Source organism: Flavobacterium sp. (genome assembly GCF_965277525.1).
Classification (GTDB): Bacteria; Bacteroidota; Bacteroidia; order Flavobacteriales; family Flavobacteriaceae; genus Flavobacterium.
In genome coordinates this window covers 199,162-225,400 of record NZ_CBDIDC010000003.1, presented here as the reverse complement: position 1 = coordinate 225,400, position 26,239 = coordinate 199,162, and the positions used below count along the sequence as shown (strand labels likewise).

Sequence of the window (26,239 nt, the reverse complement as noted above, 5' to 3'; positions counted from 1 at the left end):
AAAATTAATATTTAAGCCATCTGTACAATTCTTTCCAGGTTGGTTTTTTGCCGTACATTAAAATACCTATGCGGTAAATTTTGGCTGCGAACCATACTACCAGGAAAAAGGTAGCAAACAATAATGATACCGAAATTGCGATTTGCCACCACGGAACTCCAAACGGAAGTCGCATTAACATGACAATTGGCGAGGTTAACGGAATCATCGAAAACACCACAGCAATGGTCCCGTGTGGATCATTTACAACAGTAAAAAATCCGATATAAACACTTAAAATAAGTGGCATAATAATGGGCAAAAGGAATTGTTGCGAATCAGTCTGATTGTCAACTGCTGCCCCAATTGCAGCGTAAAACGAGCTGTACAAAAAGTACCCGCCGATGAAATAAACCACAAAACCAATTATAATACTGGCGATGGGCAAATTCCATAATTCACTGATATACATTTGTGCAGTTCCGGACATTTCATGTTGCGCTGATTGCATTAGTTCAGGCGAAATTCTTGCTGTTGGCCCAACATTTACACCAAAAAATGCTGATGCTGCAAACATTAATCCTAAACCAATAATAGCCCAGATCATAAACTGTAACAATCCCGCAAGCGACGTACCTACAATTTTACCAATCATTAACTGAAATGGTTTTACTGAAGAAATAATGATTTCAATAATTCGGTTCGTTTTTTCTTCGATTACACTTCGCATTACCATATTTCCATAGATGATAATAAACATCATAATCAAATATCCAAATGCACCGCCAATACCAATTTTGATTTCATTTAATCCTTTTAAACTTTCTTCTCCGGAAGCTTTTACCAAATGAATATTAACAGCTGATTGTGCTTTTTTAATAGCCAAAGTATCCAGATTCGCCGCTTCGAGGTTTATTTTAGTGATTTTATCCGCTATAACATCTTGTGTTTTTTCGACAAAAGAAATGCTCGGGCTATTATTCGAAATAAACTCAATTTTACTTTCTAAATCTTTTAAATTATTTGTTTTCGGAATAATAATTAAACCATCAAAACGTTCATTCGTGATACTGTCTTTTAGCGCCTTTACATCAATTTCAGATAAATTCAGATATTTAAAAGCTGCTTCTTTTTTATTCTGTTTTACAAAATCATTAGCAAACAGACCTGTTTCGTCATGAATGGCGATTCTTTTGGTTTCTGCTTTCATCGAACTCAAATAACCAATAAATCCCGCAATTGCAACAAACAATAACGGACTTAAAAAAGTCATGACAACAAAAGATTTATTGCGAACTTTTGCAATAAATTCTCTTTTTATAATCAACGAAATAATACTCATTTTTTAGATTAATTAGATTTTTAGACTTCTTAGATTATTAGATTTTTTTAGATTTCCAGATTCAGTCTGCGAATCTAAGAAGTCTAACGATCTAAAAATCTATCCAGTAACTGTTTGAATAAATATATCGTTTACACTCGGAATTTTTTCTACAAAATGTGTTACCTGTCCTCTTTGTGTCAGAATATGCAACAACTCATTTGGCGTTGCATTTCCTATCTGAATATCCAATTTCAAATCATCATTTAAGGATTTAAAACGTGCGGGAGAAACGGTAAACTTTTGTGTAATATCATACATCAAACCTTCTACATTATCCGTCAAAATCCCGACTTCAAAACTATTGGTTCTAAACTGACGTTTTACATCACTTAGTTTTCCTTCAATTAATTTATTCGACTTATGAATTAAAGCAATATGATCACAAAGCTCTTCAACACTTTCCATTCGATGTGTTGAGAAAATAATAGTAGCACCTTGTTCTTTTAATGCCAAAATTTCATCTTTAATAACATTGGCATTTACGGGATCAAATCCTGAGAAAGGCTCATCAAAAATCAGCAATTTTGGTTTGTGCAATACACAAACTACAAACTGAATTTTTTGCGCCATTCCTTTAGAAAGTTCCTGGATTTTCTTATTCCACCAGCCCTGAATCCCCAAACGATCAAACCAATATTCTAATTGCACTTTTGCTTCGGCTTTAGAAAGTCCTTTCATTTGTGCCAGATACAAACATTGCTCCCCCACTTTCATAGAAGTATACAAACCTCTTTCTTCAGGAAGATAACCAATAGTCTGAACGTGTTTGGGCTGCAATTTTTCTCCATCTAAAATTATTTCACCACTATCCGGCAATGTAATTTGATTGATGATTCGAATCAGGGAAGTTTTTCCAGCTCCATTTGGCCCTAATAAGCCGTAAATACTACCTTTTGGCACATTTAATGAAACTTCGTTAAGCGCTACATAATCACCATATTGTTTTACGACTTTATGTACTTCGAGTAAGTTGCTCATGCTAAATTTAAGATTTTCTGCGTCTATTTGACCGTTGTGGTATCGCGTCTGTAAAAGTAAATAATTAGTAGCGAAACTTTATACTATTAATGCAAAAAACCCATTCTAATTTGCACTAGAATGGGTTTTTAAATTTATATCTTAAACATTTTAGAAAAGTTCAGCTTATGAAAACATATCTTTTACTTTTTCAAAAAATGATTTTTCTGATTTTTCAGGACTAGGCACAAAATGATCGTCGTTTAAAGCATTTTCAAAAAATTGTTTTTGCTCTTTATTCAACGTTTTTGGAGTCCATACATTTACGTGAACCAGTAAGTCACCACTTCCGTAACCGTTTATACTTGGAATTCCTTTTCCTTTTAATCTTAAGATTTTTCCGGATTGAATACCTTCTTCTAATTTAATACGAACTTTTCCGTTGATCGCTTCAATATCTTTAGAAACTCCTAAGACTGCTTCCGGGAAACTGATGTACAAATCATAATGAATATTTTCACCTTCACGTTTCAGGAATTCATGCTCTAATTCTTCGATCGCTACAATCAAATCACCAGGAATACTATTTCCCGGAGCGTCGTTTCCTTTATTAGAAACTTTCAATTGCATACCATCAACAACTCCGGCAGGAATTTTGATTGAAACTGTTTCATCCTCCACGACCATTCCTTGCGAATCTGCTTCAGAAGGTCTCTTATCTAAAATCTGACCAGAACCTCCACAAGTAGGACAAGTTGATGCAGATTGCATTCTTCCTAAAATAGTATTAGTTACACGCATTACCTGTCCTTGACCGTTACAAGTCGAACACGTTTTGTATGTTACTCCTTTAGCCTGAACTTTACGTTTTACTTTTACTTTTTTCTCAACACCATTAGCAATTTCTTCTAAAGTCAATTTAACTTTAATTCGAAGATTGCTTCCTTTAGCACGACGAGGGCCACCGCCTCCGCCTCCGCCGAAACCTCCAAATCCACCTCCAAAAATATCACCAAACTGGCTGAAAATGTCATCCATATTCATACCACCATGGCCACCACCACCAAATCCTCCGGAACCATCAAAAGCCTGATGTCCGTATTGGTCGTATTTTGCTTTTTTGTTAGGATCGCTTAGAACTTCATAAGCTTCTGCCGCTAATTTGAAGTTTTCTTCTGCCTCTTTGTCGCCTGGATTTTTATCAGGGTGATATTTTAGTGCACTTTTTCGGTACGCTTTTTTAATCTCGACAGCATCAGCACTTCTTGTTATGCTTAGTATTTCGTAAAAATCTTTTTTCATAATTAGAATAAATTCAATCCCAAAGCTTCGGGATAATTTCAAACTTCAGTTTACTAATTACTGAACTTCAAAATGTTTTATTTGCATTTTTTAGTTTCCGATAACAACTTTAGGAAAACGAATAATTTTATCTCCTAATTTGTATCCTTTTTCGATAACATCAACAATTTTTCCTTTTAATTTCTCAGACGGAGCTGGAATTTGGGTAATTGCTTCAGCGAAATCAGCATTAAAAGCATCACCTGCTCTTACTTCAACTTGCTCTAAACCTTTAGAAACCAAAGTACTTTTTAATTTCTCATGAATCAACTCAACACCTTTTTTCAAATTTTCATCTTCCGATTTGTTGATCTCTACAATCGCTCTGTCAAAATCATCCAAAACAGGCAGCATTGCCAACAATACCTCTTGATTTGCAGTTTTGAATAAATCCATGCGCTCTTTTGAAGTTCTTTTTTTGTAATTTTCAAATTCAGCAAATAGTCTCAAAAACTTATCTTTTTCCTTTGCCAAGTCTTGAGCCAATTGCTCTTCAACACTTAATTCTTCAACAATTAATTGTTCACCGTTTGCATTGGTCTCTAACGTTACATCATCTAATTCCTGATCGAACTCTGTATTTTCCGTAGTCATATTACTTTTATTTTTAAAAATATTCTTAAACTTCATTTTTTATTCTTTCTGTTGGATTGCAAAAGTACTGCCAAATCTTAGAAAATGTCAAATTGTCACTTTATTGCAACTGAGCATTTTAAAAAGCGAAATTAACTGCATAAAAATTAGTATAATTTTAAGACTATTACGTTTTAGTTTATAGTATATTTGAGTTCCAAAATTGGAAATTAAATTATCACCAATCAAAATTGAATTTAAGGGTTAGCCTCGGCTTTATAAATAATTATTAATTCAACTTTACCTTATATTAAAAAAAGCTTCACCTATTTTAGATGAAGCTTTTTTTTATGCTTTTTTACTTTATAATTCCTCGAAAGCTTATTATAAATAACTGTTGCTGGTTATTTATTTTTATTGCACGGGCGGAGGGATTCGAACCCCCATCAACGGTTTTGGAGACCGCTATTCTACCCTTGAACTACGCCCGTAACTTAAGGCCGCAAATTAAAAGCTTTTTTTTCTTACCAGCAATTATTTCAGGCAGATTTAAAAAGATTTTTCTCTTATGTATCGTTCGCCACGAATTGCACTAATTCGCACTATTTTTTTTTAAAATGTTAAGTAGTTAGTTTGCAAACTACTTAAGGACTGATGTAAACTAAAAAAAACAAAACTTTATAAAAAATGGCCTTGCACAGTTTTTATAAAAAGTTTGCGAAAATTCGCGGGATTCGTGGAATTCGTGGCAAAAAAACCTTTTTCTACGCAAGCAAAGCGTTTTTTAACCCTTCAAAATCAACAGAAACCTGTTCTCCTGTCACTAAATTTTTGAGAGAATAAGAATTTGATGCAATTTCCTGATCACCTGCAATTACAGCAAACGGGATCAAACGCTTATCTGCATACTGAAATTGTTTTCCCACTTTTACGTTATCCGGGTACAATTCTACTTTTATATTTTCTTGTCGCAATTTCTGAATCGCCTGCGAAGCATACAAGGCCTCTGCATCTCCGTAATTGATAAACAAAGCTTTTGATGTTGCCGCTACTGTTTCCGGGAATAACTGCAATTCTTCCAGAACCAAATAAATACGATCTAAACCGAAAGAAATACCAACACCACTCATGTTTTTTAAACCAAAAATACCAGTCAAATCGTCGTATCTACCGCCACCGCCTATGGATCCCATCGAAACGGTTTTTGGTGCTGCTACTTCAAAAATAGCTCCGGTGTAATAATTCAATCCACGCGCAAGTGTTACATCAAGATCCAAAATGGCTGTTGCCAAACCTAAAGTTGCCACATTGTCACAAATAAATTTCAATTCCTCCACTCCTTTCATTCCTTCTTCTGATTCGGCCAGTAAACCTGAAAGCTGAGCGATTTTATCTGCAAATGATCCTGTAAAACTAAAAAGCGGCTGCACTTTCACCAAATCTTTTTCATCAATACCTTTTTCGATCATTTCTTTTTTCACACCATCTTCTCCAATTTTATCCAGTTTATCCAAAGCAACCGTAAAATCAATCAATTTATCCGAAGCACCAATAACTTCAGCAATTCCGGATAATATTTTTCTGTTATTGATTTTAATGGTAACACCTTCTAAACCTAAAGAAGTAAAAACAGTATCATACAATTGAACCAATTCTACTTCCTGCCACAATGATTTTGAACCTACAACATCGGCATCACATTGATAAAATTCTCTGTAACGTCCTCTTTGGGGTCTGTCAGCTCTCCAAACCGGCTGGATTTGATATCTCTTAAAAGGAAATTCAATTTCGTTTTGGTGTTGCACTACATATCTGGCAAACGGAACCGTTAAATCGTAACGTAAGGCTTTCTCCGAAATTTTTCCTGTAAACTTATTCAGCTCAATTCTCTGACTCAAATCTATTGTTTCAGCAGAATTAGTTTGCAGTGCTTCTATAGATTCCGGTAATTCGATTTTATTTTTATTGAAGAAAAAATTACCCGAATTCAATATTTTAAAAATCAAACGATCGCCTTCTTCTCCATATTTCCCCATTAAGGTATCTGAATTTTCAAACGAAGGCGTTTCGATCGGTTGAAAACCAAATTTTTCAAAATTATTTTTTATGGTCTGAATAATATATTGACGTTTTGACACCTCTGCAGGCGAAAAATCTCTTGTTCCTTGTGGTATGCTTGGTTTTGAAGCCATTTTTTTAGATCTTTAGATTATTGGATCTTTAGATTATTAGATTTCATTTGCTTGAAGTCTTACATCTAAATGATCTTTTATATTATTGGATTTTCTCAGAAGTTAGATTTCTCTTAAATTCTAATCGACTGCAAATATCTTATTTTTTAAAATAAATAATGCCCGTTCGAAAACAAACTTGTAACAAAAAACGTATTTTCGTGACAAATTGGTCATGATGCTAAAATTATTTAAAGAAAATATCCGGATTGCTTTTGGTTCTATCAAAACACAATTATTGCGTACTATTCTTACCGTATTAATCATCGCTATCGGGATTACCGCTTTGGTAGGAATTCTAACCGTTGTAACGGCACTCGAAAATACCATTTCTACCAATTTTGCTTCTATGGGAGCCAATACTTTTAACATCAACCAATACGAAAATAACCTCAAGAATCGCGGAAGCAACGAACGTGAAATCGTAAACCCAATTATATCCTATCCGGAAGCGGTTGCTTTCAAAAACAAATACAAATATCTTTTTACCGAAACTTCTTTATCTTTTACCGCAACAAAAACAGCAGAAGTTAAATATTTAGACAAAAAAACAGATCCGGAAATCACCATTCTTGGAGTCGACGAACATTTTATAGCCAATTCAGGGTTAGAAGTAAGTTTAGGCCGTAGTTTCAATCAATTTGATATTGAGAACAACACCTATTCCTGTGTTGTAGGATCTGATTTCGAAAAAGGTTTATTAAAAGATGTAAATCCAATAGACAAAATAATTTCAATCCGTGGCGCCCGTTTTAAAGTCATTGGTGTACTAAAAGAAAAAGGATCAACGTTTGGCAACAGTCAGGATTTACGCGTTTTGATTCCAATTCAGGTCGCACGATCTTTATTTACAGCTCCCAATATCAATTATACTTTGAGCGTGATGGTTTCGAAAAAAGAACTACTGGATCAAGCCATAGACAACGCAACAAGTACCATGCGAAGAGTTCGTAAATTAAGTCCTACTCGTGATAATAATTTCGGAATTGGCCGTAGCGATGATTTGATAAATCGAATTCTTGGCATCACAAAATACTTAGGCTGGGCTTCCTGGATCATTAGCATTATCACGATTTTAGGATCTTCGATCGCATTAATGAATATTATGATTGTTTCGGTTACGGAACGTACGCGAGAAATTGGGGTTAGAAAAGCTTTAGGAGCAAAAAAAACAACTATTGCTGTTCAGTTTTTTATCGAAACTTTATTGATCGGACAAATTGGTGGTTTGATTGGTATTATAATCGGAATTGTTTTGGGTTTTGCAATTGCAACTGCAATGAGTTTTGTCTTTGTGATTCCGTGGGTCGCCATTTTTGCTGCTTTTGCCACCAGTTTTACCGTTGCGATTGTCTCAGGTTTATACCCTGCAATTAAAGCCGCTAAACTGGATCCTATCGAAGCTTTGCGTTACGAATAGTTTTTTTTAGTTTTCGGTCGCAGTTTTTAGTCACCGTTTTACATGCCTTAGATAAATATTCGAAGCAGAAATCTATCTTTCAAAACAACACTTGTCCCGCTATTCGTTACAATCTTTTATGCCGAACCCCGGCATAAAAGGATTTTCACTGCTATCGGGGCTAGACTAGATATTTCTGATCCTTCAAGAACTTAAACTTTCGCATCAAAGTCCAGAAAAAACTTAGATCTGCAAAAAGGATTCCTTATACTTTACTGGATATCATTCTGTCGTTGTCATAAATATCTCTACGCAACTCGATATTCCTGAAATTCATTTTTTCCAGCAAATTCCTCATTTCATCACCCAGATACTGATTGATTTCAAAATACAATTGCCCGTTTTCTAAAAGATTTTTTTGAGCCAATTCTGCTATTTTCCTGTAAAAAACCAAAGCATCATTATCTTCTACAAAAAGCGCCAGATGCGGTTCATAATCCAGAACATTCTTTTTAATCTCTTCCTTCTCCAGATTGCGAACATAAGGCGGATTGGAAACAATAATATCAAAATTACATTTCAACATTTCCGTTTCCAGAATATTCTGAAGCATAAAAGTCACATCAACTTTATTATGAACAGCATTTCTTTTAGCTGTTTCTATGGCTTTTTTCGAAACATCAATAGCATAAACCTGCGCATTCGGAATGTTTTTCGCCAGTGAGATTGCAATACAACCACTGCCCGTTCCAATATCAAGAATTTTGATTGTCTTAGATTTATCAATTTTCGAATTTTCGCCAATAATCCATTCGACCAATTCTTCCGTTTCAGGTCTTGGAATCAAAACATTTTCATTGACCTCAAAATCCAAACCGTAAAAATGGGATTTTCCTAACAAATACTGGATTGGAACTTCTTTTTTTAATTCATTTAACAAGGCATCCCAAACAACAAAATCACTTTCTAAAAAAGTCAATTCATGATTTAATGCCAAATCAATTTGTCGTAATTTATGTTTGTCTTCTAAAATTAAATAGAAAAAACTCTCCGCTTCATAAGCGTCGTAAAAAGGCGATAATTCTTTTATAAATTGAGTACGATATTGTTTGATTCTCATTTTGAGTTTTATTTTTAATGCCTCAACTTTTAAGCAAATATTATAATCTTATTTTATCAGTATGACAGCAGGCTTAGCAATCAAATTGCACTGCTATTTCAGCAACTTTTTTTATTACACCATCATTTTCAGCTTTTGATGAGAGAAATAAAATTACCCTCTCTTCTTCATAATTTCTATTGGCACTAAAAATTAAATCTAATTTTCCATCTCCATCAATATCACCGGCAAAACGCAATTCTACAAAAGTATCCTGAAACGAATCTTCTGCTAAAAGCAATTTTTCGGCATCATCCCCGGCAGACAGATAAAGTTTGTAATGCTGAACGTTATTAAAAACCTCTTCTTTTCCATCATCAGCCTGTCTCTTTTCAGAAGAAATAACTTTTCCTTCTCCTCTAAGAGTATAGCTAACATTATTAAATGTAAAGGTTATTTTTTCTTTAGGCCAAATTTTGTTTTCATCAATCTTTAAGGACTTTATTTTTCCTAATTTTAACTGAGGATAATCTATAAAAAGTATTGTTTTATTTTTAGGAATAATCAAGTTCAAAGAATCTCCGGAACATTCATCAAACCCTTTCTCTATCTCAAAATCTGCTTTTCCTAAATAGTACTCGCCACTTTTCTCATACAGATCAATCCATTTTTCATTTAAGGAAGCGGCAGGATTTTTACCATCATAGGTTCGATAGCTGCGGGGCAATAAAATATCAAGATCATTTTCAAATGCTTTACTTGATCCAATTTCATTGTCATGAAGAGAATCCTTAACCGGAGCTGTATTTGTGACTCCACTATTTTTTTCTGTTCTTTTTTCTTTAGATCCATTACAGGAAAACAAAACTGAAACTAAAACAAATCCTAAAATAATTTTTTTCATAAGCCTATAAAACTTTCAACATCCACACCGGGCAAGAACTATGCCCGGTATTTCCCAGCGGAGCATCTAAATATTCAAAACCTGATTTTTTATATAATTTTTGAGCGGCATGCATAAATGGCATTGTTTCGATATAGCATTTTTCAAAACCAAAACTTCGTGCTTTCTCTAAACATTTTCCCATCATTTGCGTTCCAATTCCTAAACCGCGGGTTTCAGGCAAAAAATACATTTTTTGCAATTCACAAATTTCAGGATCCCCATTTTCAAGGGGTACAACTCCTGCACAACCTACAATTCTGCCTTCATTTTCAACTACAAAATAAACCGATTGCGATTTATTATATTCTTCAAACATTAAATCTAAATAAGGATCTTCGTAGGCCGTTCCTACTTTAGGTATCCCCATTTCATCAAAAACGGCTCGTATTAATTGAGCAACTGCCTGATTGTCTTCTTTTTTAATAATTCTGATAACCCAATTTTCCATATTTCTATATTCGTGTAATATACTTACAAAAGTAAAATAGTTTTTTGATAGTTTCTTAACTAACGTGATAACTATAGCGACTAAACAAAAATAACTACTTTTGTACTGTGAATATACATGAAAAATACATAAAACGCTGCATTAAATTAGCAAAAAATGGCTTTGGAACGACATATCCAAATCCAATGGTGGGAAGCGTAATCGTTTACGAAAACCAAATCATTGGTGAAGGCTGGCATAAAAAAGCCGGAGAACCACACGCTGAAGTTAATGCAATTCGATCGGTAAAAGACAAATCGCTATTAAAAAAGGCCACTATCTATGTGAGCTTAGAACCTTGCAGTCATTTTGGTAAAACACCTCCATGTTGCGATCTCATTATAGAACACCAAATTCCGAATGTAGTCGTTGGAACTGTTGATCCCAATGAAAAAGTAGCAGGAAACGGCATAAAAAAATTAATTGCTGCCGGAGCGAATGTCACTGTTGGCGTCCTGGAACAAGAATGCAACGAATTGAACAAACGCTTTTTTACCTTTCATCAGAAAAAAAGACCTTATATCATTTTGAAATGGGCCGAAAGTCAGGACGGTTTTTTATCTCCTCAAAAAGAAATCAATCAGGATCGAAAACCGGTCTGGATCACCAATCAATATTCAAGACAACTCGTTCATAAGTGGAGAAGCGAAGAACAAGCCATTTTAGCAGGGACTCAAACCGTGATTGATGACAACCCAAAATTAAACACAAGGGATTGGTCAGGAAACAATCCGTTAAGAGTTGTTCTGGATCAAAATAATCGCATCTCAAAAGATAGTTTTATTTTTGATAATAGCGCAAAAACCATCGTATTTACGAAATCCGAAACAGTCCTTTCAACAGAAAACACTAACTTTGAAGTAATTGATTTTGAACAAAATATAATTCCACAGATTTTAGACGTTTTGTATCAAAATCAAATTCAGTCTATTATTGTTGAAGGCGGATTAAAGACTTTACAATCTTTTATAGATCAAAACATCTGGGATGAAGCCCGGATATTTATTGGAAAAACAACTTTCGGAAACGGAACAAAATCGCCGAATATTCAAAAGAAAAGGGCAACCAAAACTTACATTCAAAGCGATGAATTACTAAATATTAGAAATCATGATTGATACTATCATTTTTGACTTTGGAGATATTTTTATCAATTTAGATAAACAAGCAACCATTTCAGGATTGCAGCGATTAGGACTAAAAGAATGGAATGCAGAACTGGATCGTTTGAATCTTTTGTTCGAAACCGGAGATGTTTCATATGATGCTTTTTTGGCAGGTTTTCAAAAAGAACTCCCAAACGCTTCTATTGAAGAAATATTAGCGGCCTGGAATGCCGTTCTTGCCGATTTTCCTCTCTACCGATTAGAGTTTCTACAAATGCTTTCAAAAAAGTACCGCTTGTTTTTATTGAGTAATACAGATTCGATTCATATTGCCACTTTCGAAAATAAAACCGGAATTTCATTTTACAGTGATTTCTACCAATGTTTTGAAAAAGTTTATTTCTCTTTTGAAATTGGAATGCGAAAACCAAACGCAGAAGTTTTTCAATATCTAATTAACAAACACGAATTATCGCCAAAACGCACTTTGTTTGTAGATGATAAAAAAGAAAACACAGATTCAGCCGCCGCTTTAGGTTTCCATGTTTGGAATCTGCAAGTGGGCCAGGAAGATGTGGTTGATTTATTCGAGAAAAAGATATTATAGCTACACATTCTTAAAAAGGTTTAGCCACAGATTAAAAGGATAAAATGATTTTCAGATTGAGCAGATTTAATTATAATCTGCGTAGATGAGCTTAGATCTTTTTAAATCTGCGTGAAAAACTCGCCACAGTTAAGAAAGAAATCATTTCAATCCTTTAATCTGTAGCAAAAAAAACATTAAACATAATTTAGAATTTTACTTTTGGAATACGACGACACTTATAAAACCATAGCCTTTGAATCAGAAGAAGTACTTTTTAAAGAAAAAGGAAGCAAGTTCTTTGGTTATGCCTTTCCTATAGAACACGAAAATGAAGTAAAACCCATCATCGAAACTTTAAAAAAACAACATCCGCATGCGGTGCATTATTGCTATGCTTACCAATTGGACACTGCGCCAAAAATCTCTTATCGCACCAATGACGATGGCGAACCAAGCAATACTGCCGGAGCACCCATTTACGGACAAATACAATCTTTTGGTCTAACAAATGTTCTTGTAGTCGTAGTTCGGATTTTTGGCGGAATAAAATTAGGCGTTGGCGGATTGATTGCAGCTTATAAAACAACAGCACAAATGACTCTTGAAGTTTGTGAGATTGTCGAAAAAACCATAGATGTTCATTTTTTAATCTCTTTTGATTATAAAAACATGAACAAAGTGATGCGCGTGATCAAAGAAAAAAAACTGGAAATTACGTCTCAGGAAATGGAAATTGATGAAGATTCAGGTTTACCAATTGGCAAAATTAAGACAAAAACGCGCAAAAAAAATGCCGAATCAGTATTCGACATTTTTGATTTAATGTTTGAAATCGACATTAAAATTATATAAATCAATATAAAAAACCATTTCATTTTAACAATTATTCAAGTGTTTTAAACAATTCCAAAATATAATCCGGAGGGGCTGTTGGACGACCTGTTTTTAACGAAATAAATACTAAAATAAATGCTGCAGTTGTTAATAACTCATTCGCCTCATTATAAATCGCACACTCAAATTCAATCTTAACAGACGACTGACTTTTGAAAGTAGTATGAATTGTTAAAAGCTCATCATAGCGGGCTGATTTTTTATAATTTATTTGCATAGAAACAATCGGCAATCCAATTCCGCTCTCTTCCATACTTTTATATGAGATCCCTCTATTTCTAAGCCATTCGACGCGTCCAATCTCAAAATAAGGGACATAATTTCCGTGATAAACGACTCCCATTTGATCCGTTTCAGAGTAACGAACACGCACTTGCGTTTGATGATTTTTCATTATTTATATATTAAAAAAAATTAAATTCTTAATGTTCACTTACAACATTTTTTTATAAAATTAGAGGCCAAAATATTTTTTTTTACAGAAATTTGTTCACATATTTGTTATCCCGAAATACGGAATAAAATTGCTCCCTTTTTATTAGGAGAATCTTTATCAATAATAAAAAAATTTATCTGAATCTATGACTAAAACTGCTCAATCGGTATGGGAAAACTGTTTGTCTTTTATAAAGGACAATATTCAAGATCAAGCATATAAAACTTGGTTCGAACCAATCAAATCAGTTGAGCTAACCGACAACGCGTTATATATTCAAGTACCTAGTAAATTCTTCTACGAATGGTTAGAAGAACATTACGTTAAATTATTGAAAGTTGCACTTACCAAAGAACTGGGAAAAAATGCAAAGTTACTCTATAAAATTAAAATGGAGAACACTTATGGCAATAAACAACCGTTTACCGAGCAGTTGCCAAGTGCCAACAGAGTGCCAATGAAACCGCAAGAGGTTGATGCTCCGTTTAAAAACTTAAATCCTGAACTTAAAAATCCTTTTGTAATTCCCGGAATTAGAAACCTGAAAATTGAATCGCAATTAAACGCCAATTACAGTTTTGATAATTTCTTAGAGGGAGATTCCAACCGTTTGGCTCGTTCTGCCGGTATGGCTGTAGCCAACAAACCAGGAGGAACATCATTTAACCCTTTATTGATTTTTGGTGGAGTTGGTTTAGGAAAAACACACTTAGCACACGCTATAGGGGTAGAAGTAAAAGACAAGTATCCTGAAAAAACGGTTTTATATATTTCTGCCGAAATTTTTACACAACAATATATTGATTCGGTGAAGAAGAATAATCGTAATGATTTCATTCACTTTTATCAATTAATCGATGTTTTGATTATTGATGATGTTCAGTTTTTATCTGGAAAATCAGGAACTCAGGACGTTTTTTTCCACATTTTCAACTACTTGCACCAAAACGGAAAACAGGTAATTTTGACTTCGGACAAAGCTCCCGTTGACATGCAGGATATTGAACAACGTTTATTATCTCGTTTTAAATGGGGACTATCTGCTGAATTACACCAGCCGGATTACGAAACCAGAGTTTCGATCTTAAAAAACATCTTGTATCGTGATGGTGTTGAAATGCCGGAAGACATTATTGAATATGTAGCCCGCAATATCAAAAGCAACGTTAGAGAACTTGAAGGTGCTATTATCTCATTGATCGCACAATCTTCTTTCAACAAAAAAGAAGTTACTATTGAGTTGGCTAAAAGCGTAGTAGAGAAATTTGTTAAAAATGTAAAGAGAGAAATCTCTATCGATTATATCCAAAAAATTGTATCCGATTATTTTCAGTTGGATATTGAAACACTTCAATCTAAAACCAGAAAGAGGCACGTTGTTCAGGCGAGACAATTGGCAATGTTTTTTGCAAAGAAATTTACCAAAGCTTCTTTGGCAAACATTGGTTCACAAATTGGAGACCGCGATCATGCTACCGTGTTACACGCTTGTAAAACTGTAGACAATTTAGTTTCTACAGACAAACAATTCAAGAAATTTGTAGAAGACATCAACAAAAAACTAACGCTATAAACGCGAATCATGCCAGTAAAAATTTTAATGGTTTGTTTGGGAAATATTTGCAGATCACCTTTGGCCGAAGGTATTTTAGCATCAAAATTACCTCAGGATAAATTTATTGTTGATTCAGCCGGAACCGGTTCCTGGCATGTAGGTCATGCTCCGGACAAACGTTCTATTGCTGTTGCCCAGAAAAATGGTTTATGTATTGACGGTCAAAAAGGAAGACAATTTAAAACAGCTGATTTTGACGAGTTTGATTATATCTATGTTATGGATAGCTCAAATTACCGCGATGTCATACAACTGGCCAAAACTCCGGAACACAAAAATAAAGTACATCTTATTTTAAACGAATTATTTCCGGACGAAAATGTAGATGTTCCCGATCCCTATTACGGAACTGTAAATGGTTTTGACAATGTTTATCAAATGCTAGATGAAGCTGCTGAAATCATTTCTGAAAAACTTATCAAAGCACACCCCTAATCAATTCTTTTCATCTTTCTTCTTAAAGAAATCGTGAAAAGAAATTTCTATTTTTATAAAATCCGTTTTATCAATTAAAAAAAACGCACATGAAACTTCCAGGAAAATTATATTTAATTCCAACAACAATGGGCGAAAGTGATCCGATGGATGTTTTGCCACAAACCGTAAAAAGAAGTATTGACTTTATAGATCATTATATTGTTGAAAACGAAAAGACAGCCAGAAAATCGATAAAAGCGGTTTCTCCTGAAAAAAAACAATCAGAACTTATACTCTTCACACTTAATAAACGCACTGAACCAAGTGAGCATTTAGACTTCATCAAACCTTTGTTGGAAGGCAAAAATGTGGGTTTAATGAGCGAAGCAGGTTGTCCCGGCGTTGCTGATCCCGGAGCTGTAATTGTAAAACTAGCACATGAAAAAGGGATTCAGGTTGTACCTCTAGTGGGTCCTTCTTCTATTTTATTAGCGATGATGGCTTCTGGAATGAACGGACAAAGCTTTACGTTCAATGGTTATTTGCCAATTGACAAAGATGAGAAAAAATCGGCTTTAAAGTATTTTGAGAAATTATCTCAGGATAAAAATCAATCTCAACTTTTTATTGAGACACCGTATAGAAACAATAAATTAGTCGAGGATATTCTACAAATCTTAAATCCATCAACACATCTTTGTATTGCAACTGATATTACGTTACCAACAGAATTTATTAAAACACTTCGTGTGGCAGATTGGAAAAAATTAAAAGTTGATTTGCACAACAGACCAACAATTTTTATTATTCATAAAATGTAATTGTAAAAATTGCCTTATATTGTACTCACAAGTTTTCCCCTAATCAAGCTTTTCTATGAGTAAACTCCCTAACGTAACCACCAGCATTTTCACTGTAATGTCAAAAATGGCGACCGAGTATAATGCGATAAATCTTTCGCAGGGATTTCCAAACTTTCCTGTAGATGAAAGATTGACTGATATTATAGCAAAACTTGCCAAAGAAAACGTACATCAGTATACACCAATGGCAGGTTTTCCGCCATTGATGAATCAGATTGCAAAATTGGTTCAGAGTTCCTATGACAGAACCATTACTCCTGAAACAGAAATCCTTGTTACTGCCGGAGCCACTCAGGGAATCTTCACTTCAATTCTTGCTTTGGTAAAAACGGGTGACGAAGTTATTATTTTAGATCCGAGTTATGATTCGTATGAATCTCCTGTTTTACTTTGTAATGCAAAACTTGTTCGTGTTGCTTTAAACGATGATTATACGCCAAATTGGGAAACAATCAAAAAAGCGTGTTCTCCAAAAACGAAGATGATTATTATCAATAATCCTCATAATCCAACAGGGAAAATATTGACTGAGGCAGACTTTTTAGAACTGGAAAAGCTACTTTTAAAACATCCTGACATCATTGTTTTATCAGATGAAGTCTACGAATATATTACTTTCGAAGAAAAACATATTTCGGCACATACTAAAGATTTTCTTTTAGATCGCTGCATAATGGTTTCTTCCTTCGGAAAATCATTTCATATTACAGGCTGGAAAATTGGCTATACAGTTGCCCCTGAACATTTAATGAAAGAAATCAAAAAAGTGCATCAGTTTTTGGTTTTCAGCGTTAATAGTATTTCTCAGGCTGCCATTAGTCAATATCTGGATGTTGTCGATGTCAATTTGCTTGGAAAATTCTATCAGGAAAAACGAGATTATTTCCAGAAATTACTTCAAAATAGCCGTTTTGAATTAAAACCTTGTGAAGGAACTTATTTTCAGGTGGCTTCTTATGCCAATTTATCCGATGATGATGATGATGTTACTTTTTGCAAAAAATTAATCACGGATCATGGCGTTGCTGCGATCCCTATTTCTACTTTTTATTCTGATCATAAGGATCAAAAATTGATACGTTTTTGCTTTGCCAAAGACAATTTTACATTAGAAGCAGCTGCAAAAAAATTATGCAATGTGTAAAGTTTATTAAAATTTTATAACATTATTATGCGCGCATCCTATTTATTTAATTAATATTGTAGTAAAAAGAGAAAAATATGAGCTATACAGATAAAATGTTAAGAGATGACGCTTTAAAAGGTAAGGTCATTGTAGTTACTGGTGGAGGAAGTGGTTTAGGAAAAGCAATGACCAAATATTTCTTAGAATTAGGGGCTCAGGTAGCGATTACTTCAAGAGATCTGGAAAAACTTAAAGCTACTGCAACAGAACTGGAAACTGAAACAGGAGGAAAATGTTTACCACTTCAATGTGATGTTCGTCATTATGAAGAAGTAGAAAACATGCTTCAGGAAACCTTAAAAGCTTTTGGAAAAGTGGATGTTCTTTTGAACAATGCTGCCGGAAATTTCATCTCTCCAACAGAACGTTTATCTGCAAATGCATTTGATACTGTTATAGATATCGTATTAAAAGGATCTAAAAACTGTACGCTTGCTTTTGGAAAGCACTGGATCGATACCAAACAAAAATCAGCTACAATTTTAAATATTGTTACTACTTATGCCTGGACAGGATCAGCCTATGTGGTACCAAGTGCTACAGCAAAAGCAGGAGTTCTTGCCATGACAAGAAGTTTAGCTGTAGAATGGGCTAAATACGGCATCCGCTCTAACGCCATTGCTCCGGGACCTTTCCCTACAAAGGGTGCCTGGGACAGATTATTGCCCGGAGATCTTGCCGAAAAATTTGATATGGCTAAAAAGGTGCCTTTGAAACGTGTAGGTGATCATCAGGAATTGGCGAATTTAGCGGCTTATTTGGTTTCTGATTTTTCAGCTTATGTCAATGGAGATGTGATCACGATTGATGGTGGTGAATGGTTGAAAGGTGCCGGACAATTTAATTTACTAGAAGCAATTCCTGAAGAGCTTTGGGATCAGCTTGAAATGATGATAAAAGCAAAAAAGAATAAATAATTTTACGTGCTTACTAAATTCAGAATATTTTATTAAAACTATACTGATTGCACAAATCCCGAAGGTTCTTCTTTCGGGATTTTTTTTATGTTTTTCACCATATAAATAATAATCTTTTAACCATATAAGTAATATAAGTTCAGTTAAGTAGCATTTTGTTTAAATATCTCGTTGCTTACATTTACTTATGTTACTTATATGGTTTAAATAAATAATATGTTTAGACAATTCACTTAAATTATTATTTTTGCCAAACAAATATCAAACAAAAAATATATGCTCATTATTGGAATTGCAGGAGGAACAGGAAGTGGAAAAACAACAGTAGTACATCAAATCATGAACGAATTACCAGATACAGAAGTTGGTGTAATTTCTCAGGATTCTTACTATAAAGAAACCCATAATTTGTCGTTCGACGAAAGAGCATTAATCAATTTTGATCATCCACGTGCGATCGATTTTGAGTTATTGGTAAAACATTTAAAGGCATTAAAAGCAGGAGAAACGATCGATCAGCCAGTATATTCATTCATACAACACAACAGAACTGATGATACAGTATCAACGCATCCAAGAAAAGTAATGATTGTTGAAGGGATTTTAATTTTAACGAATCCGGAACTACGCGACCTTTTTGACGTTAAAGTATATGTTCATGCTGATTCTGACGAAAGATTAATTCGCCGTTTAAAAAGAGATATTTCAGAACGCGGACGCGATATCGACGAGGTATTAACACGTTACCAAAACACTTTAAAACCTATGCACGAGCAATTTATCGAGCCATCAAAAGCTTTCGCAGACATTATCATTCCTAATGACAAATACAATACTGTAGCCATTGATGTAGTTCGCGCAGTAATTAATCAACGAATTTCATAATTTTTATTGTAAATTTATTCCATAAAAATAAGGAGCTGTCCCCGATAGCTATCGGGACCAGTCTCTAGCTTTATCTTTTTGTGTTTGTTGTGTCGGACACAAAAGGTTTTTCGCTTATATCAAAGCCAGAACCCATTAAATTTATAAGACGTAATCGATCAATAAAAATGAAAATAAAAAATCCATATAAAAGCAAACGTTGGTTTAAACTACTTAGTAATAAATACGTTTGGGTTTTACTCTTTTTTGTGGTTTGGATGTTCTTTTTAGATAATTACTCTTATTTTGATCATCGTTTTTTAGACAATCAGATCAACGAATTACAAGACAATAAAAAATATTATCAGGAAGAAATAAAAAAAGATCAGGAACAAATCAAGCAACTTAAAAATCCTGAACAAATAGAAAAATATGCCCGCGAAAAATATTTCATGAAAAAAGACAGCGAAGATATTTACATCATCCAGTTTGAAGGAGATACTATTCAAGATACTAAAGAATAATCAGAAAAAATACACAATGGCTACTACCCTATTCGACGATTTTAATCCGATTTCATCCAAACAATGGAAACAAAAAATTCAGTTTGAATTAGACGGAGCTGATTATAACGAAACTGTAATCTGGAATTCTCCTGAGGATATTCAGGTGAAACCCTTTTATCATAGTGATGAATTTTCTAAAGCTGCTTCGGTTAAGACACAAGCTTCAAATTTTAAAATTTGTCAAAACATCTTTGTATATGATATCGAAAAATCGATTCAAAGAGCCATAAATACTATCGAAAGAGGCGCTGAAAGTTTACGTTTTACTATCGAAAACGAAAAAATCGATATTCAAAAATTATTAGAAAATCTTCCTTTAGAAAATAGAACCGTTTACTTTAATCTGACTTTTATTTCAATCGATTTCGTAAAATTATTAGATACGATTTCAATCCGTAAAAAGGCTGTTTTTTATTGCAATATTGACCCCATTGGTCATTTTGCTAGAGAAGGAAATTGGTTTAGTACATCTGATAAAAATAATTTTGAAACGATCGAAAAAATTACAAAAGCAACAACAAATCTTTCTTTAATAAGTATTGATCTGGGTTTGTATCAAAATGCAGGTGCCAATATTACACAACAAATTGCCTATAGTTTGGCGCATGCCAACGAATATTTGAATCGTTTACCCAATATTACAAAACCCATTGTTTTTCAAATATCGGTAGGAACAAATTATTTCTTTGAAATTGCAAAACTTCGTGCATTACGAATGCTTTTCAAATTGATTGCTTCAGAATACAATCCTGATTTAGAATGTCATTTTTTAGTGACGCCCACTAAGCGTAATAAAACGATTTACGATTACAATGTCAACATGCTTCGCACCACAACCGAATGTATGTCGGCTATTCTGGGCGGCGCAGACACCATTGCCAATTTACCATATGACTCCTTATATCATAAAGACAATGAATTTGGAGACCGAATTGCCAGAAATCAATTATTGATCTTAAAGCACGAAAGTTATTTTGACAAAGTCAATAATCCAGCTGATGGAAGTTATTATATAGAAAGTCTTACTACCCAATTAGCAGAGAAAAGTTTGACTTTGTTTAAAGATATCGAAGCAAATGGTGGGTTCTTAAAACTTCTAAACGACGGAACCATCAAAAAGAAGATCCAGGAAAGCGCAGCAAAAGAACAGGAATTATTCGATTCTAAAAAAGAAGTTTTATTGGGAACAAATAAATACCCTAACAAAGACGACAAAATGAAGCAGGACTTAGAATTGTTTCCTTTTGTAAAAATAAAACCAAGAAAAACATTAATTACACCCATCATCGAAAAAAGATTGGCGGAGAAACTGGAACAAGAACGATTAGAACTTGAATAAACGTTTTTCTAAGTAATTAATAAACCTGCTCAAAAGAGTATTTCCATGATAAGAAAAGACCTTAAACATATTAAGTTAAATATTAAAAGTGAAAAGTTAGACGAACTGGCCAATAATCCCAATTCTATAACTGAAAACTTTTACACGGCTGAAGGAATTGAACTCAAAAAAACTTATTCTGAAAAAGATATTGAAGATTTAGAGTTTCTTGATTTTGGAGCTGGTTTTGCACCCAATTTGCGAGGACCTTATGCTACTATGTACGTGAGACGCCCATGGACGATTCGCCAATATGCCGGATTTTCGACTGCAGAAGAAAGTAATGCGTTTTACAGAAGAAATCTGGCAGCAGGACAAAAAGGATTGTCTATTGCCTTTGATCTACCAACACATCGCGGTTACGACTCAGATCATGAAAGAGTCGTTGGTGATGTAGGGAAAGCCGGTGTCGCCATAGATTCTGTCGAAGACATGAAGGTTTTGTTTGATCAGATTCCGCTAGATGAAATGTCAGTTTCAATGACCATGAATGGTGCTGTTTTGCCCATTATGGCCTTTTATATTGTTGCGGCTGAAGAACAAGGTGTTGCCATTGAAAAACTATCCGGAACGATCCAGAATGATATCCTGAAAGAGTTTATGGTTCGTAACACCTATATATATCCTCCAACGCCTTCTATGAAGATTATAGCCGATATTTTTGAATTTACGAGCAAGAAAATGCCGAAATTCAATTCTATCTCTATTTCAGGATATCACATGCAGGAAGCCGGAGCAACAGCTGATATCGAATTGGCTTATACATTGGCAGATGGTTTAGAATATATACGAACCGGACTTTCTACGGGAATGACTATTGATGAATTTGCTCCTCGCCTTTCTTTCTTTTGGGCAATTGGAATGAATCATTTTATGGAAATTGCTAAAATGCGTGCCGGCAGAATGATTTGGGCAAAATTAGTACAGCAATTTAATCCTAAAAGCGATAAATCGTTAGCTTTAAGAACGCATTGCCAAACCAGTGGCTGGAGTTTAACTGAGCAAGATCCTTTTAATAATGTAGCCAGAACTTGTATTGAAGCAACTGCAGCTGCTTTTGGAGGAACACAATCCCTACATACCAATGCACTTGATGAAGCTATTGCATTACCCACAGACTTTTCGGCAAGGATAGCCCGTAATACTCAGATTTTTTTGCAGGAAGAAACCAAAATCACAAAAACTGTTGATCCCTGGGGAGGAAGCTATTATGTAGAAAGCTTAACGAATGAAATACTTAAAAGCACCTGGAAACTGATCGAAGAAGTGGAAGAACTTGGCGGAATGACAAAAGCTATCGAAGCCGGAATTCCAAAACTAAGGATTGAAGAAGCTGCAGCCAGAAAACAAGCGAGAATAGATAGCGGACAAGATATCATTGTTGGTGTCAATCAATATCGATTAGAGAAAGAAGATCCGTTACATATTTTGGATGTAGACAATCAAATGGTCCGAAAGCAACAATTAGAGCAACTTGAACAGATAAAAGCAAATAGAGATACTGAAAAAGTAAATCAATCACTTGAAAAATTAATACTTTGTGCCAAAACCGGACAAGGAAACTTATTAGAAATCGCTGTTGAAGCCGCTCGAAACAGAGCCACTTTAGGTGAAATTAGCGATGCTCTTGAAAGTGTCTTTGGCAGATACAAAGCACAAATTAAATCCTTTAGCGGTGTGTACAGTGCAGCAATAAAAAACGATGAGAATTTTGAGAAGGCCAAACAATTAGCTGATGCCTTTGCCAAACAAGAAGGAAGACGTCCCAGAATCATGATTGCCAAAATGGGACAAGACGGACATGATCGTGGTGCAAAAGTAGTCGCTACCGGATATGCCGATGTAGGTTTTGATGTAGATATAGGTCCTCTTTTTCAAACTCCAGCTGAAGCAGCCAAACAAGCCGTTGAAAATGATGTACATATTTTAGGAGTATCCTCTTTAGCGGCGGGACATAAAACACTAGTTCCCCAAGTTATCGATGAACTCAAAAAACACGGACGCCAAGATATAATGGTTATTGTAGGTGGAGTAATTCCTGCACAAGACTATCAATTTTTATTTGATGCCGGAGCAGTTGCAGTTTTTGGCCCGGGAACCAAAATCAGCGAAGCCGCTATTAAAATTTTAGAAATTCTAATTGACTAGAAAGCATAAAAAATCCCGAATAAATCGGGATTTTTTATGCTTTTTAAATTTGATCGTGTATAGTAGCATCACTATCTGCCTCGATACGAGAAAGATCATAACCTGCAAAGGCTTTCATATAACTCTTTAATGAAGTTCCATATGCATCTCTAAAATGCCTGCCTCCATTATTCTTGAAAAAGTTTTTAACTGAACCGGCACCTCCAAGATGTGCAGCTGCTAAAATTCCAGATTCTGTAATTTCAACACCATTAATAATTTTTCCTTTGTACTTTTCGATTTCATTACGTAAAATCCATTTGTTTTTGGATAGTAATGCAACGAATGCTTTTTCTTGTAATGCAGGATCTTTTAAAAAGGCTTTGTCATTTTTAACACCAACAGCTCTTAAAGCTTTAGAACCAAATTGATATTTTCCCATATAACCCAATGAATTTACCAATCGGTATTTTCCTTGAGATTCTTTAAAAGCAACTGCTTCTTTAAAACTAATAAGGCGTTTTTCTGTAAATACGACATTTACCTTTTTTTCTACAGGATAATCATCCTCTTCTTTCGATGGAAATAAGTATTCAGATCCATCTGTTTTTTCTATTAGAAACCACGGTTTGGTTTCCAGATTAAAGGGTTTAAAACCCAAACTTAAAAATGTAATAATAACGATTAAACTCGCATAAAAATACCACTTCTCTATCATAAATTGTTTTTCTTCAAAACGCTGTCACCCTCTTGAAATTTCTACGGTGCAAAGATAAGAAATACAAAATAATACTGATAATCAATATGTTACAGTTTTTTAAAAATATAAATATTGGCGCTGATCCCTTTATTGATGCAGTTTTCGGGCGTTAAAGCAAGACTTCTATTTTACGTTAAAACCACCAAAAAAAAAGTTTTAAAAATATCATTTTTATCAAATTTTTATCAAATTTGTTAAAATAGAAAGATTAAACTTACTTGTTTTTTGTTTTTTTTAACCATAAAACAATGTTGTGAAAATTTGTTATTCAATCAAATTAAAGAAAATAATAAATTTTACTTCTAGTAAAATAGCGTTTTTAAAAATAAATTAAAATTAGAATTATTATTGGATATAGGTTTAGTTTATTGCTTTAAAATTGTTCCTAAAAATGAGAAGATTATAAATGGATCTTTTCCTCATTTCTGAAAAAAAATTTTATTTATCTATGAAAAAACTATTAAAAAATAAAAAACCGAAGCTTAAACTTCGGTTTTTTATTTCATTATTCAATTTAAAAAATTTATCTCGTCACACCCTGACTAGCAATCCAGTTTGAATATTTCTTTGCATTAATCGTATGCTGTTCGTAAGTAGAAGCAAATTCGTGGTAACCAAAACGATCTACGCTGGCACAAAAATAAATATAATCATTCTTTTCGGGGTTTAACACTGCTTCAAGCGCTGTAATATCAGGCATAGCTATTGGCCCCGGAGGAAGTCCAACATTTACATAAGTATTATATGGTGATTTCATAACCAAATCATTATAAAAGACTCTTTTTATAACCTGATCAAAATTATTGTCTTTTAATTTTAAAGCGTAAATAACAGTTGGATCAGCCTGCAATGGCATTTCTAAACGTAAACGATTCAAATAAACACCGGCAATGCGGGGTCTTTCATCTTTTTTAACGGATTCTTTATGAACTATAGAAGCTAATATAGTGGCCTGAACAGGAGTCAAACCTTGTTTTTTGGCTTGTTCAATTCTTTCAGGAGTCCAGAAATTATGATATTCTTTGATCATTTTATCACGGAATTTCTCTGCAGAAGTATTCCAGTAAATCTCGTAAGTATTTGGAATAAACATCGCAAATACATTTTCTTCATTAAAACCATTTTCTTTCAGGAAAGTTGGATCTTTAATTGCTTTCATTAGTGATAAACTATCAGCTTCAATTTCGGCCCCCACTCTTCCTGCAAAATTTTCTAATCGTTCCTGATTATTAAAAGCTAATTTAACCGGAATATTTGCTCTCATGGCACGAACCAAATCGATATTATTCATGTCTTTTTTAAGCAAAAAGCGACCTGATTTTACATTTTCAGGATAGCTTCGTTTATTGGCAACCATTTCAAAATTGTCAAAATTTTTGATATATGGTGCTAATATTTTCTTTACATCCGCATAATTTGCACCCGTTGGTACATATACATAAAGTTCTTTTTCTTCAAATTTGGTGTTGGCACTGAATATTTTATTTATTAAAATAAATCCATAAATCATTAAAACTGAAATTACGGCTATAGCACCTATCGTGATAATTTTTTTTAGGCTCAAAGTATAAAGTTTAAATTTGTTTGTTAATTAACTGAAAAATTGCTTCGTCTTGATAATGGTTATTTAGCAAAATCCAGTCTTTTTTAATTCCTGCTTTCTCAAAGCCAAATTTAGTAAAAAGAGCAATACTTGCTACATTTCCTACAGCTATATTTGCATATAATTGATGTAAATTTAAATTATGAAAAGAATACTTAATTAAAAGTCCTAATGCCTCAGATCCAATATTTTGATTTCTATTTTCACCTTTCTGAATCACAATTCCAACGCCGGCTTTATTATTTTTAGGATCAAATTCAAATAAATCAATTAATCCTATGGCCGGAAAATCCTGATCCTGACAAATTGCTAATCGCAATTGTTTGGCTTCGTAAATGTCCTGCTGTGCATTTTCAAGATATTGACGAACTAAGAATCGGCTATAAGGTGTCTGAGTATTACTTACTTCCCAAATACTCTCATCATTTTCCATTGCATAAACAAACTCTAAATCATTAGGCTCTAATGCACGTAAATAAATATTTTCTCCCTTTAGTGTAATCATTTTTTAAATTCCAGATT

25 protein-coding genes and 1 tRNA gene are annotated in these 26,239 nt (G+C 33.9%); 13 read left to right on the top strand and 13 right to left on the bottom strand.

Annotated elements, in window-relative coordinates; translation table 11 throughout:
- Nucleotides 1–4: 4 nt before the first annotated feature.
- From ACQY44_RS07705 to hisS, 6 genes are all read right to left on the bottom strand, one after another.
- Nucleotides 5–1,321, bottom strand: a complete 1,317-nt coding sequence (locus ACQY44_RS07705; RefSeq protein ID WP_428229804.1) for an ABC transporter permease — start codon at nucleotides 1,319–1,321, stop codon at nucleotides 5–7.
- Nucleotides 1,322–1,420: 99 nt separating this feature from the next.
- Complete coding sequence (locus tag ACQY44_RS07700) at nucleotides 1,421–2,341, bottom strand: ABC transporter ATP-binding protein (RefSeq protein WP_428229803.1); 921 nt, start codon at nucleotides 2,339–2,341, stop codon at nucleotides 1,421–1,423.
- 165 nt (nucleotides 2,342–2,506) lie between these two features.
- Nucleotides 2,507–3,622 carry a molecular chaperone DnaJ gene (gene dnaJ / locus ACQY44_RS07695; protein WP_428229802.1) on the bottom strand — a complete coding sequence of 372 codons (1,116 nt, stop codon included), beginning with the start codon at nucleotides 3,620–3,622 and terminating at the stop codon, nucleotides 2,507–2,509.
- A 90-nt stretch (nucleotides 3,623–3,712) separates the two neighbouring features.
- Complete coding sequence (locus ACQY44_RS07690; protein WP_428229801.1) at nucleotides 3,713–4,291, bottom strand: nucleotide exchange factor GrpE; 579 nt, start codon at nucleotides 4,289–4,291, stop codon at nucleotides 3,713–3,715.
- A gap of 363 nt (nucleotides 4,292–4,654) precedes the next feature.
- Nucleotides 4,655–4,725 (bottom strand) — tRNA-Trp (locus ACQY44_RS07685).
- Between the two features lie 273 nt (nucleotides 4,726–4,998).
- The gene (hisS, locus tag ACQY44_RS07680) at nucleotides 4,999–6,426 is read right to left on the bottom strand and encodes a histidine--tRNA ligase (RefSeq protein ID WP_428229800.1); all 1,428 of its coding nucleotides are present in this window, start codon (nucleotides 6,424–6,426) and stop codon (nucleotides 4,999–5,001) included.
- 214 nt (nucleotides 6,427–6,640) lie between these two features.
- Between hisS and ACQY44_RS07675 the strand changes: the two genes are divergently transcribed.
- Entirely contained in the window at nucleotides 6,641–7,885 is a 1,245-nt protein-coding gene (locus ACQY44_RS07675) for an ABC transporter permease (RefSeq protein ID WP_428229799.1), read from the top strand.
- 244 nt (nucleotides 7,886–8,129) lie between these two features.
- Here ACQY44_RS07675 and prmC read toward each other — a convergent pair whose 3' ends face one another.
- The 3 genes from prmC to ACQY44_RS07660 form a co-directional block, all read right to left on the bottom strand.
- On the bottom strand, nucleotides 8,130–8,984 hold the full coding sequence (prmC, locus tag ACQY44_RS07670) for a peptide chain release factor N(5)-glutamine methyltransferase (protein WP_428229798.1): 855 nt from the start codon (nucleotides 8,982–8,984) through the stop codon (nucleotides 8,130–8,132).
- A 73-nt stretch (nucleotides 8,985–9,057) separates the two neighbouring features.
- Nucleotides 9,058–9,867 (bottom strand): hypothetical protein, encoded by an 810-nt coding sequence (locus ACQY44_RS07665; protein ID WP_428229797.1) that lies wholly within the window; start codon nucleotides 9,865–9,867, stop codon nucleotides 9,058–9,060.
- 4 nt (nucleotides 9,868–9,871) lie between these two features.
- Nucleotides 9,872–10,357 carry a GNAT family N-acetyltransferase gene (locus ACQY44_RS07660; RefSeq protein ID WP_428229796.1) on the bottom strand — a complete coding sequence of 162 codons (486 nt, stop codon included), beginning with the start codon at nucleotides 10,355–10,357 and terminating at the stop codon, nucleotides 9,872–9,874.
- Between the two features lie 107 nt (nucleotides 10,358–10,464).
- Between ACQY44_RS07660 and ribD the strand changes: the two genes are divergently transcribed.
- From ribD to ACQY44_RS07645, 3 genes are all read left to right on the top strand, one after another.
- Nucleotides 10,465–11,514, top strand: coding sequence for a bifunctional diaminohydroxyphosphoribosylaminopyrimidine deaminase/5-amino-6-(5-phosphoribosylamino)uracil reductase RibD (gene ribD / locus ACQY44_RS07655; protein ID WP_428229795.1), 1,050 nt, complete (start codon nucleotides 10,465–10,467; stop codon nucleotides 11,512–11,514).
- Entirely contained in the window at nucleotides 11,507–12,109 is a 603-nt protein-coding gene (locus ACQY44_RS07650) for an HAD family hydrolase (RefSeq protein WP_428229794.1), read from the top strand. Before ribD ends, ACQY44_RS07650 begins: the two co-directional genes overlap by 8 nt.
- Nucleotides 12,110–12,310: 201 nt before the next feature.
- On the top strand, nucleotides 12,311–12,943 hold the full coding sequence (locus ACQY44_RS07645) for an IMPACT family protein (RefSeq protein ID WP_428229793.1): 633 nt from the start codon (nucleotides 12,311–12,313) through the stop codon (nucleotides 12,941–12,943).
- Between the two features lie 31 nt (nucleotides 12,944–12,974).
- Here the strand turns inward: ACQY44_RS07645 and ACQY44_RS07640 are convergent, their stop codons facing one another.
- Nucleotides 12,975–13,379, bottom strand: coding sequence for an acyl-CoA thioesterase (locus ACQY44_RS07640; RefSeq protein WP_428229792.1), 405 nt, complete (start codon nucleotides 13,377–13,379; stop codon nucleotides 12,975–12,977).
- 187 nt (nucleotides 13,380–13,566) lie between these two features.
- Here ACQY44_RS07640 and dnaA point away from each other — a divergent pair, with 187 nt between their 5' ends.
- From dnaA to scpA, 9 genes are all read left to right on the top strand, one after another.
- A complete protein-coding gene (gene dnaA / locus ACQY44_RS07635) occupies nucleotides 13,567–14,994 on the top strand; it encodes a chromosomal replication initiator protein DnaA (RefSeq protein ID WP_155077304.1) in 1,428 nt (475 codons plus the stop codon).
- A 9-nt stretch (nucleotides 14,995–15,003) separates the two neighbouring features.
- Nucleotides 15,004–15,471 carry a low molecular weight protein-tyrosine-phosphatase gene (locus ACQY44_RS07630; RefSeq protein ID WP_428229791.1) on the top strand — a complete coding sequence of 156 codons (468 nt, stop codon included), beginning with the start codon at nucleotides 15,004–15,006 and terminating at the stop codon, nucleotides 15,469–15,471.
- Between the two features lie 89 nt (nucleotides 15,472–15,560).
- A complete protein-coding gene (locus tag ACQY44_RS07625; protein WP_428229790.1) occupies nucleotides 15,561–16,274 on the top strand; it encodes an SAM-dependent methyltransferase in 714 nt (237 codons plus the stop codon).
- A 55-nt stretch (nucleotides 16,275–16,329) separates the two neighbouring features.
- Nucleotides 16,330–17,460, top strand: a complete 1,131-nt coding sequence (locus ACQY44_RS07620; protein WP_428229789.1) for a methionine aminotransferase — start codon at nucleotides 16,330–16,332, stop codon at nucleotides 17,458–17,460.
- Nucleotides 17,461–17,537: 77 nt separating this feature from the next.
- On the top strand, nucleotides 17,538–18,419 hold the full coding sequence (locus tag ACQY44_RS07615; protein ID WP_428229788.1) for an SDR family oxidoreductase: 882 nt from the start codon (nucleotides 17,538–17,540) through the stop codon (nucleotides 18,417–18,419).
- A gap of 276 nt (nucleotides 18,420–18,695) precedes the next feature.
- A complete protein-coding gene (gene udk, locus ACQY44_RS07610; RefSeq protein WP_428229787.1) occupies nucleotides 18,696–19,304 on the top strand; it encodes a uridine kinase in 609 nt (202 codons plus the stop codon).
- Nucleotides 19,305–19,471: 167 nt separating this feature from the next.
- On the top strand, nucleotides 19,472–19,807 hold the full coding sequence (locus ACQY44_RS07605) for an FtsB family cell division protein (RefSeq protein ID WP_428229786.1): 336 nt from the start codon (nucleotides 19,472–19,474) through the stop codon (nucleotides 19,805–19,807).
- Nucleotides 19,808–19,823: 16 nt separating this feature from the next.
- Nucleotides 19,824–21,188, top strand: a complete 1,365-nt coding sequence (locus ACQY44_RS07600) for a methylmalonyl-CoA mutase subunit beta (RefSeq protein ID WP_428229785.1) — start codon at nucleotides 19,824–19,826, stop codon at nucleotides 21,186–21,188.
- A gap of 45 nt (nucleotides 21,189–21,233) precedes the next feature.
- Nucleotides 21,234–23,375 (top strand): methylmalonyl-CoA mutase, encoded by a 2,142-nt coding sequence (gene scpA, locus ACQY44_RS07595; RefSeq protein ID WP_428229784.1) that lies wholly within the window; start codon nucleotides 21,234–21,236, stop codon nucleotides 23,373–23,375.
- A 43-nt stretch (nucleotides 23,376–23,418) separates the two neighbouring features.
- Here the strand turns inward: scpA and ACQY44_RS07590 are convergent, their stop codons facing one another.
- The 3 genes from ACQY44_RS07590 to ACQY44_RS07580 all read right to left on the bottom strand — a co-directional run bounded on the left by ACQY44_RS07590 (nucleotide 23,419) and on the right by ACQY44_RS07580 (nucleotide 26,222).
- Nucleotides 23,419–24,072, bottom strand: a complete 654-nt coding sequence (locus tag ACQY44_RS07590; RefSeq protein WP_428229783.1) for a peptidoglycan-binding protein LysM — start codon at nucleotides 24,070–24,072, stop codon at nucleotides 23,419–23,421.
- A gap of 565 nt (nucleotides 24,073–24,637) precedes the next feature.
- Nucleotides 24,638–25,678, bottom strand: a complete 1,041-nt coding sequence (gene mltG, locus ACQY44_RS07585) for an endolytic transglycosylase MltG (RefSeq protein ID WP_428229782.1) — start codon at nucleotides 25,676–25,678, stop codon at nucleotides 24,638–24,640.
- A gap of 10 nt (nucleotides 25,679–25,688) precedes the next feature.
- The gene (locus ACQY44_RS07580) at nucleotides 25,689–26,222 is read right to left on the bottom strand and encodes a GNAT family N-acetyltransferase (protein ID WP_428229781.1); all 534 of its coding nucleotides are present in this window, start codon (nucleotides 26,220–26,222) and stop codon (nucleotides 25,689–25,691) included.
- Between the last annotated feature and the right edge of the window lie 17 nt (nucleotides 26,223–26,239).

What these genes read in the sequence shown, in the direction of transcription:
- ACQY44_RS07640 (WP_428229792.1), bottom strand. Translation starts at nt 13,379, where the DNA reads ATGAAAAATCATCAAACGCAAGTGCGTGTTCGTTACTCTGAAACGGAT.
- dnaA (WP_155077304.1), top strand. Translation starts at nt 13,567, where the DNA reads ATGACTAAAACTGCTCAATCGGTATGGGAAAACTGTTTGTCTTTTATA.
- udk (WP_428229787.1), top strand. Translation starts at nt 18,696, where the DNA reads ATGCTCATTATTGGAATTGCAGGAGGAACAGGAAGTGGAAAAACAACA.
- ACQY44_RS07580 (WP_428229781.1), bottom strand. Translation starts at nt 26,222, where the DNA reads ATGATTACACTAAAGGGAGAAAATATTTATTTACGTGCATTAGAGCCT.
- ACQY44_RS07690 (WP_428229801.1), bottom strand. Translation starts at nt 4,291, where the DNA reads ATGAAGTTTAAGAATATTTTTAAAAATAAAAGTAATATGACTACGGAA.
- hisS (WP_428229800.1), bottom strand. Translation starts at nt 6,426, where the DNA reads ATGGCTTCAAAACCAAGCATACCACAAGGAACAAGAGATTTTTCGCCT.
- ACQY44_RS07630 (WP_428229791.1), top strand. Translation starts at nt 15,004, where the DNA reads ATGCCAGTAAAAATTTTAATGGTTTGTTTGGGAAATATTTGCAGATCA.
- ACQY44_RS07620 (WP_428229789.1), top strand. Translation starts at nt 16,330, where the DNA reads ATGAGTAAACTCCCTAACGTAACCACCAGCATTTTCACTGTAATGTCA.
- ACQY44_RS07615 (WP_428229788.1), top strand. Translation starts at nt 17,538, where the DNA reads ATGAGCTATACAGATAAAATGTTAAGAGATGACGCTTTAAAAGGTAAG.
- ACQY44_RS07660 (WP_428229796.1), bottom strand. Translation starts at nt 10,357, where the DNA reads ATGGAAAATTGGGTTATCAGAATTATTAAAAAAGAAGACAATCAGGCA.
- prmC (WP_428229798.1), bottom strand. Translation starts at nt 8,984, where the DNA reads ATGAGAATCAAACAATATCGTACTCAATTTATAAAAGAATTATCGCCT.
- ACQY44_RS07665 (WP_428229797.1), bottom strand. Translation starts at nt 9,867, where the DNA reads ATGAAAAAAATTATTTTAGGATTTGTTTTAGTTTCAGTTTTGTTTTCC.
- ACQY44_RS07605 (WP_428229786.1), top strand. Translation starts at nt 19,472, where the DNA reads ATGAAAATAAAAAATCCATATAAAAGCAAACGTTGGTTTAAACTACTT.
- scpA (WP_428229784.1), top strand. Translation starts at nt 21,234, where the DNA reads ATGATAAGAAAAGACCTTAAACATATTAAGTTAAATATTAAAAGTGAA.
- dnaJ (WP_428229802.1), bottom strand. Translation starts at nt 3,622, where the DNA reads ATGAAAAAAGATTTTTACGAAATACTAAGCATAACAAGAAGTGCTGAT.
- ACQY44_RS07675 (WP_428229799.1), top strand. Translation starts at nt 6,641, where the DNA reads ATGATGCTAAAATTATTTAAAGAAAATATCCGGATTGCTTTTGGTTCT.
- ACQY44_RS07650 (WP_428229794.1), top strand. Translation starts at nt 11,507, where the DNA reads ATGATTGATACTATCATTTTTGACTTTGGAGATATTTTTATCAATTTA.
- ACQY44_RS07600 (WP_428229785.1), top strand. Translation starts at nt 19,824, where the DNA reads ATGGCTACTACCCTATTCGACGATTTTAATCCGATTTCATCCAAACAA.
- ACQY44_RS07625 (WP_428229790.1), top strand. Translation starts at nt 15,561, where the DNA reads ATGAAACTTCCAGGAAAATTATATTTAATTCCAACAACAATGGGCGAA.
- ACQY44_RS07700 (WP_428229803.1), bottom strand. Translation starts at nt 2,341, where the DNA reads ATGAGCAACTTACTCGAAGTACATAAAGTCGTAAAACAATATGGTGAT.
- ACQY44_RS07705 (WP_428229804.1), bottom strand. Translation starts at nt 1,321, where the DNA reads ATGAGTATTATTTCGTTGATTATAAAAAGAGAATTTATTGCAAAAGTT.
- ACQY44_RS07590 (WP_428229783.1), bottom strand. Translation starts at nt 24,072, where the DNA reads ATGATAGAGAAGTGGTATTTTTATGCGAGTTTAATCGTTATTATTACA.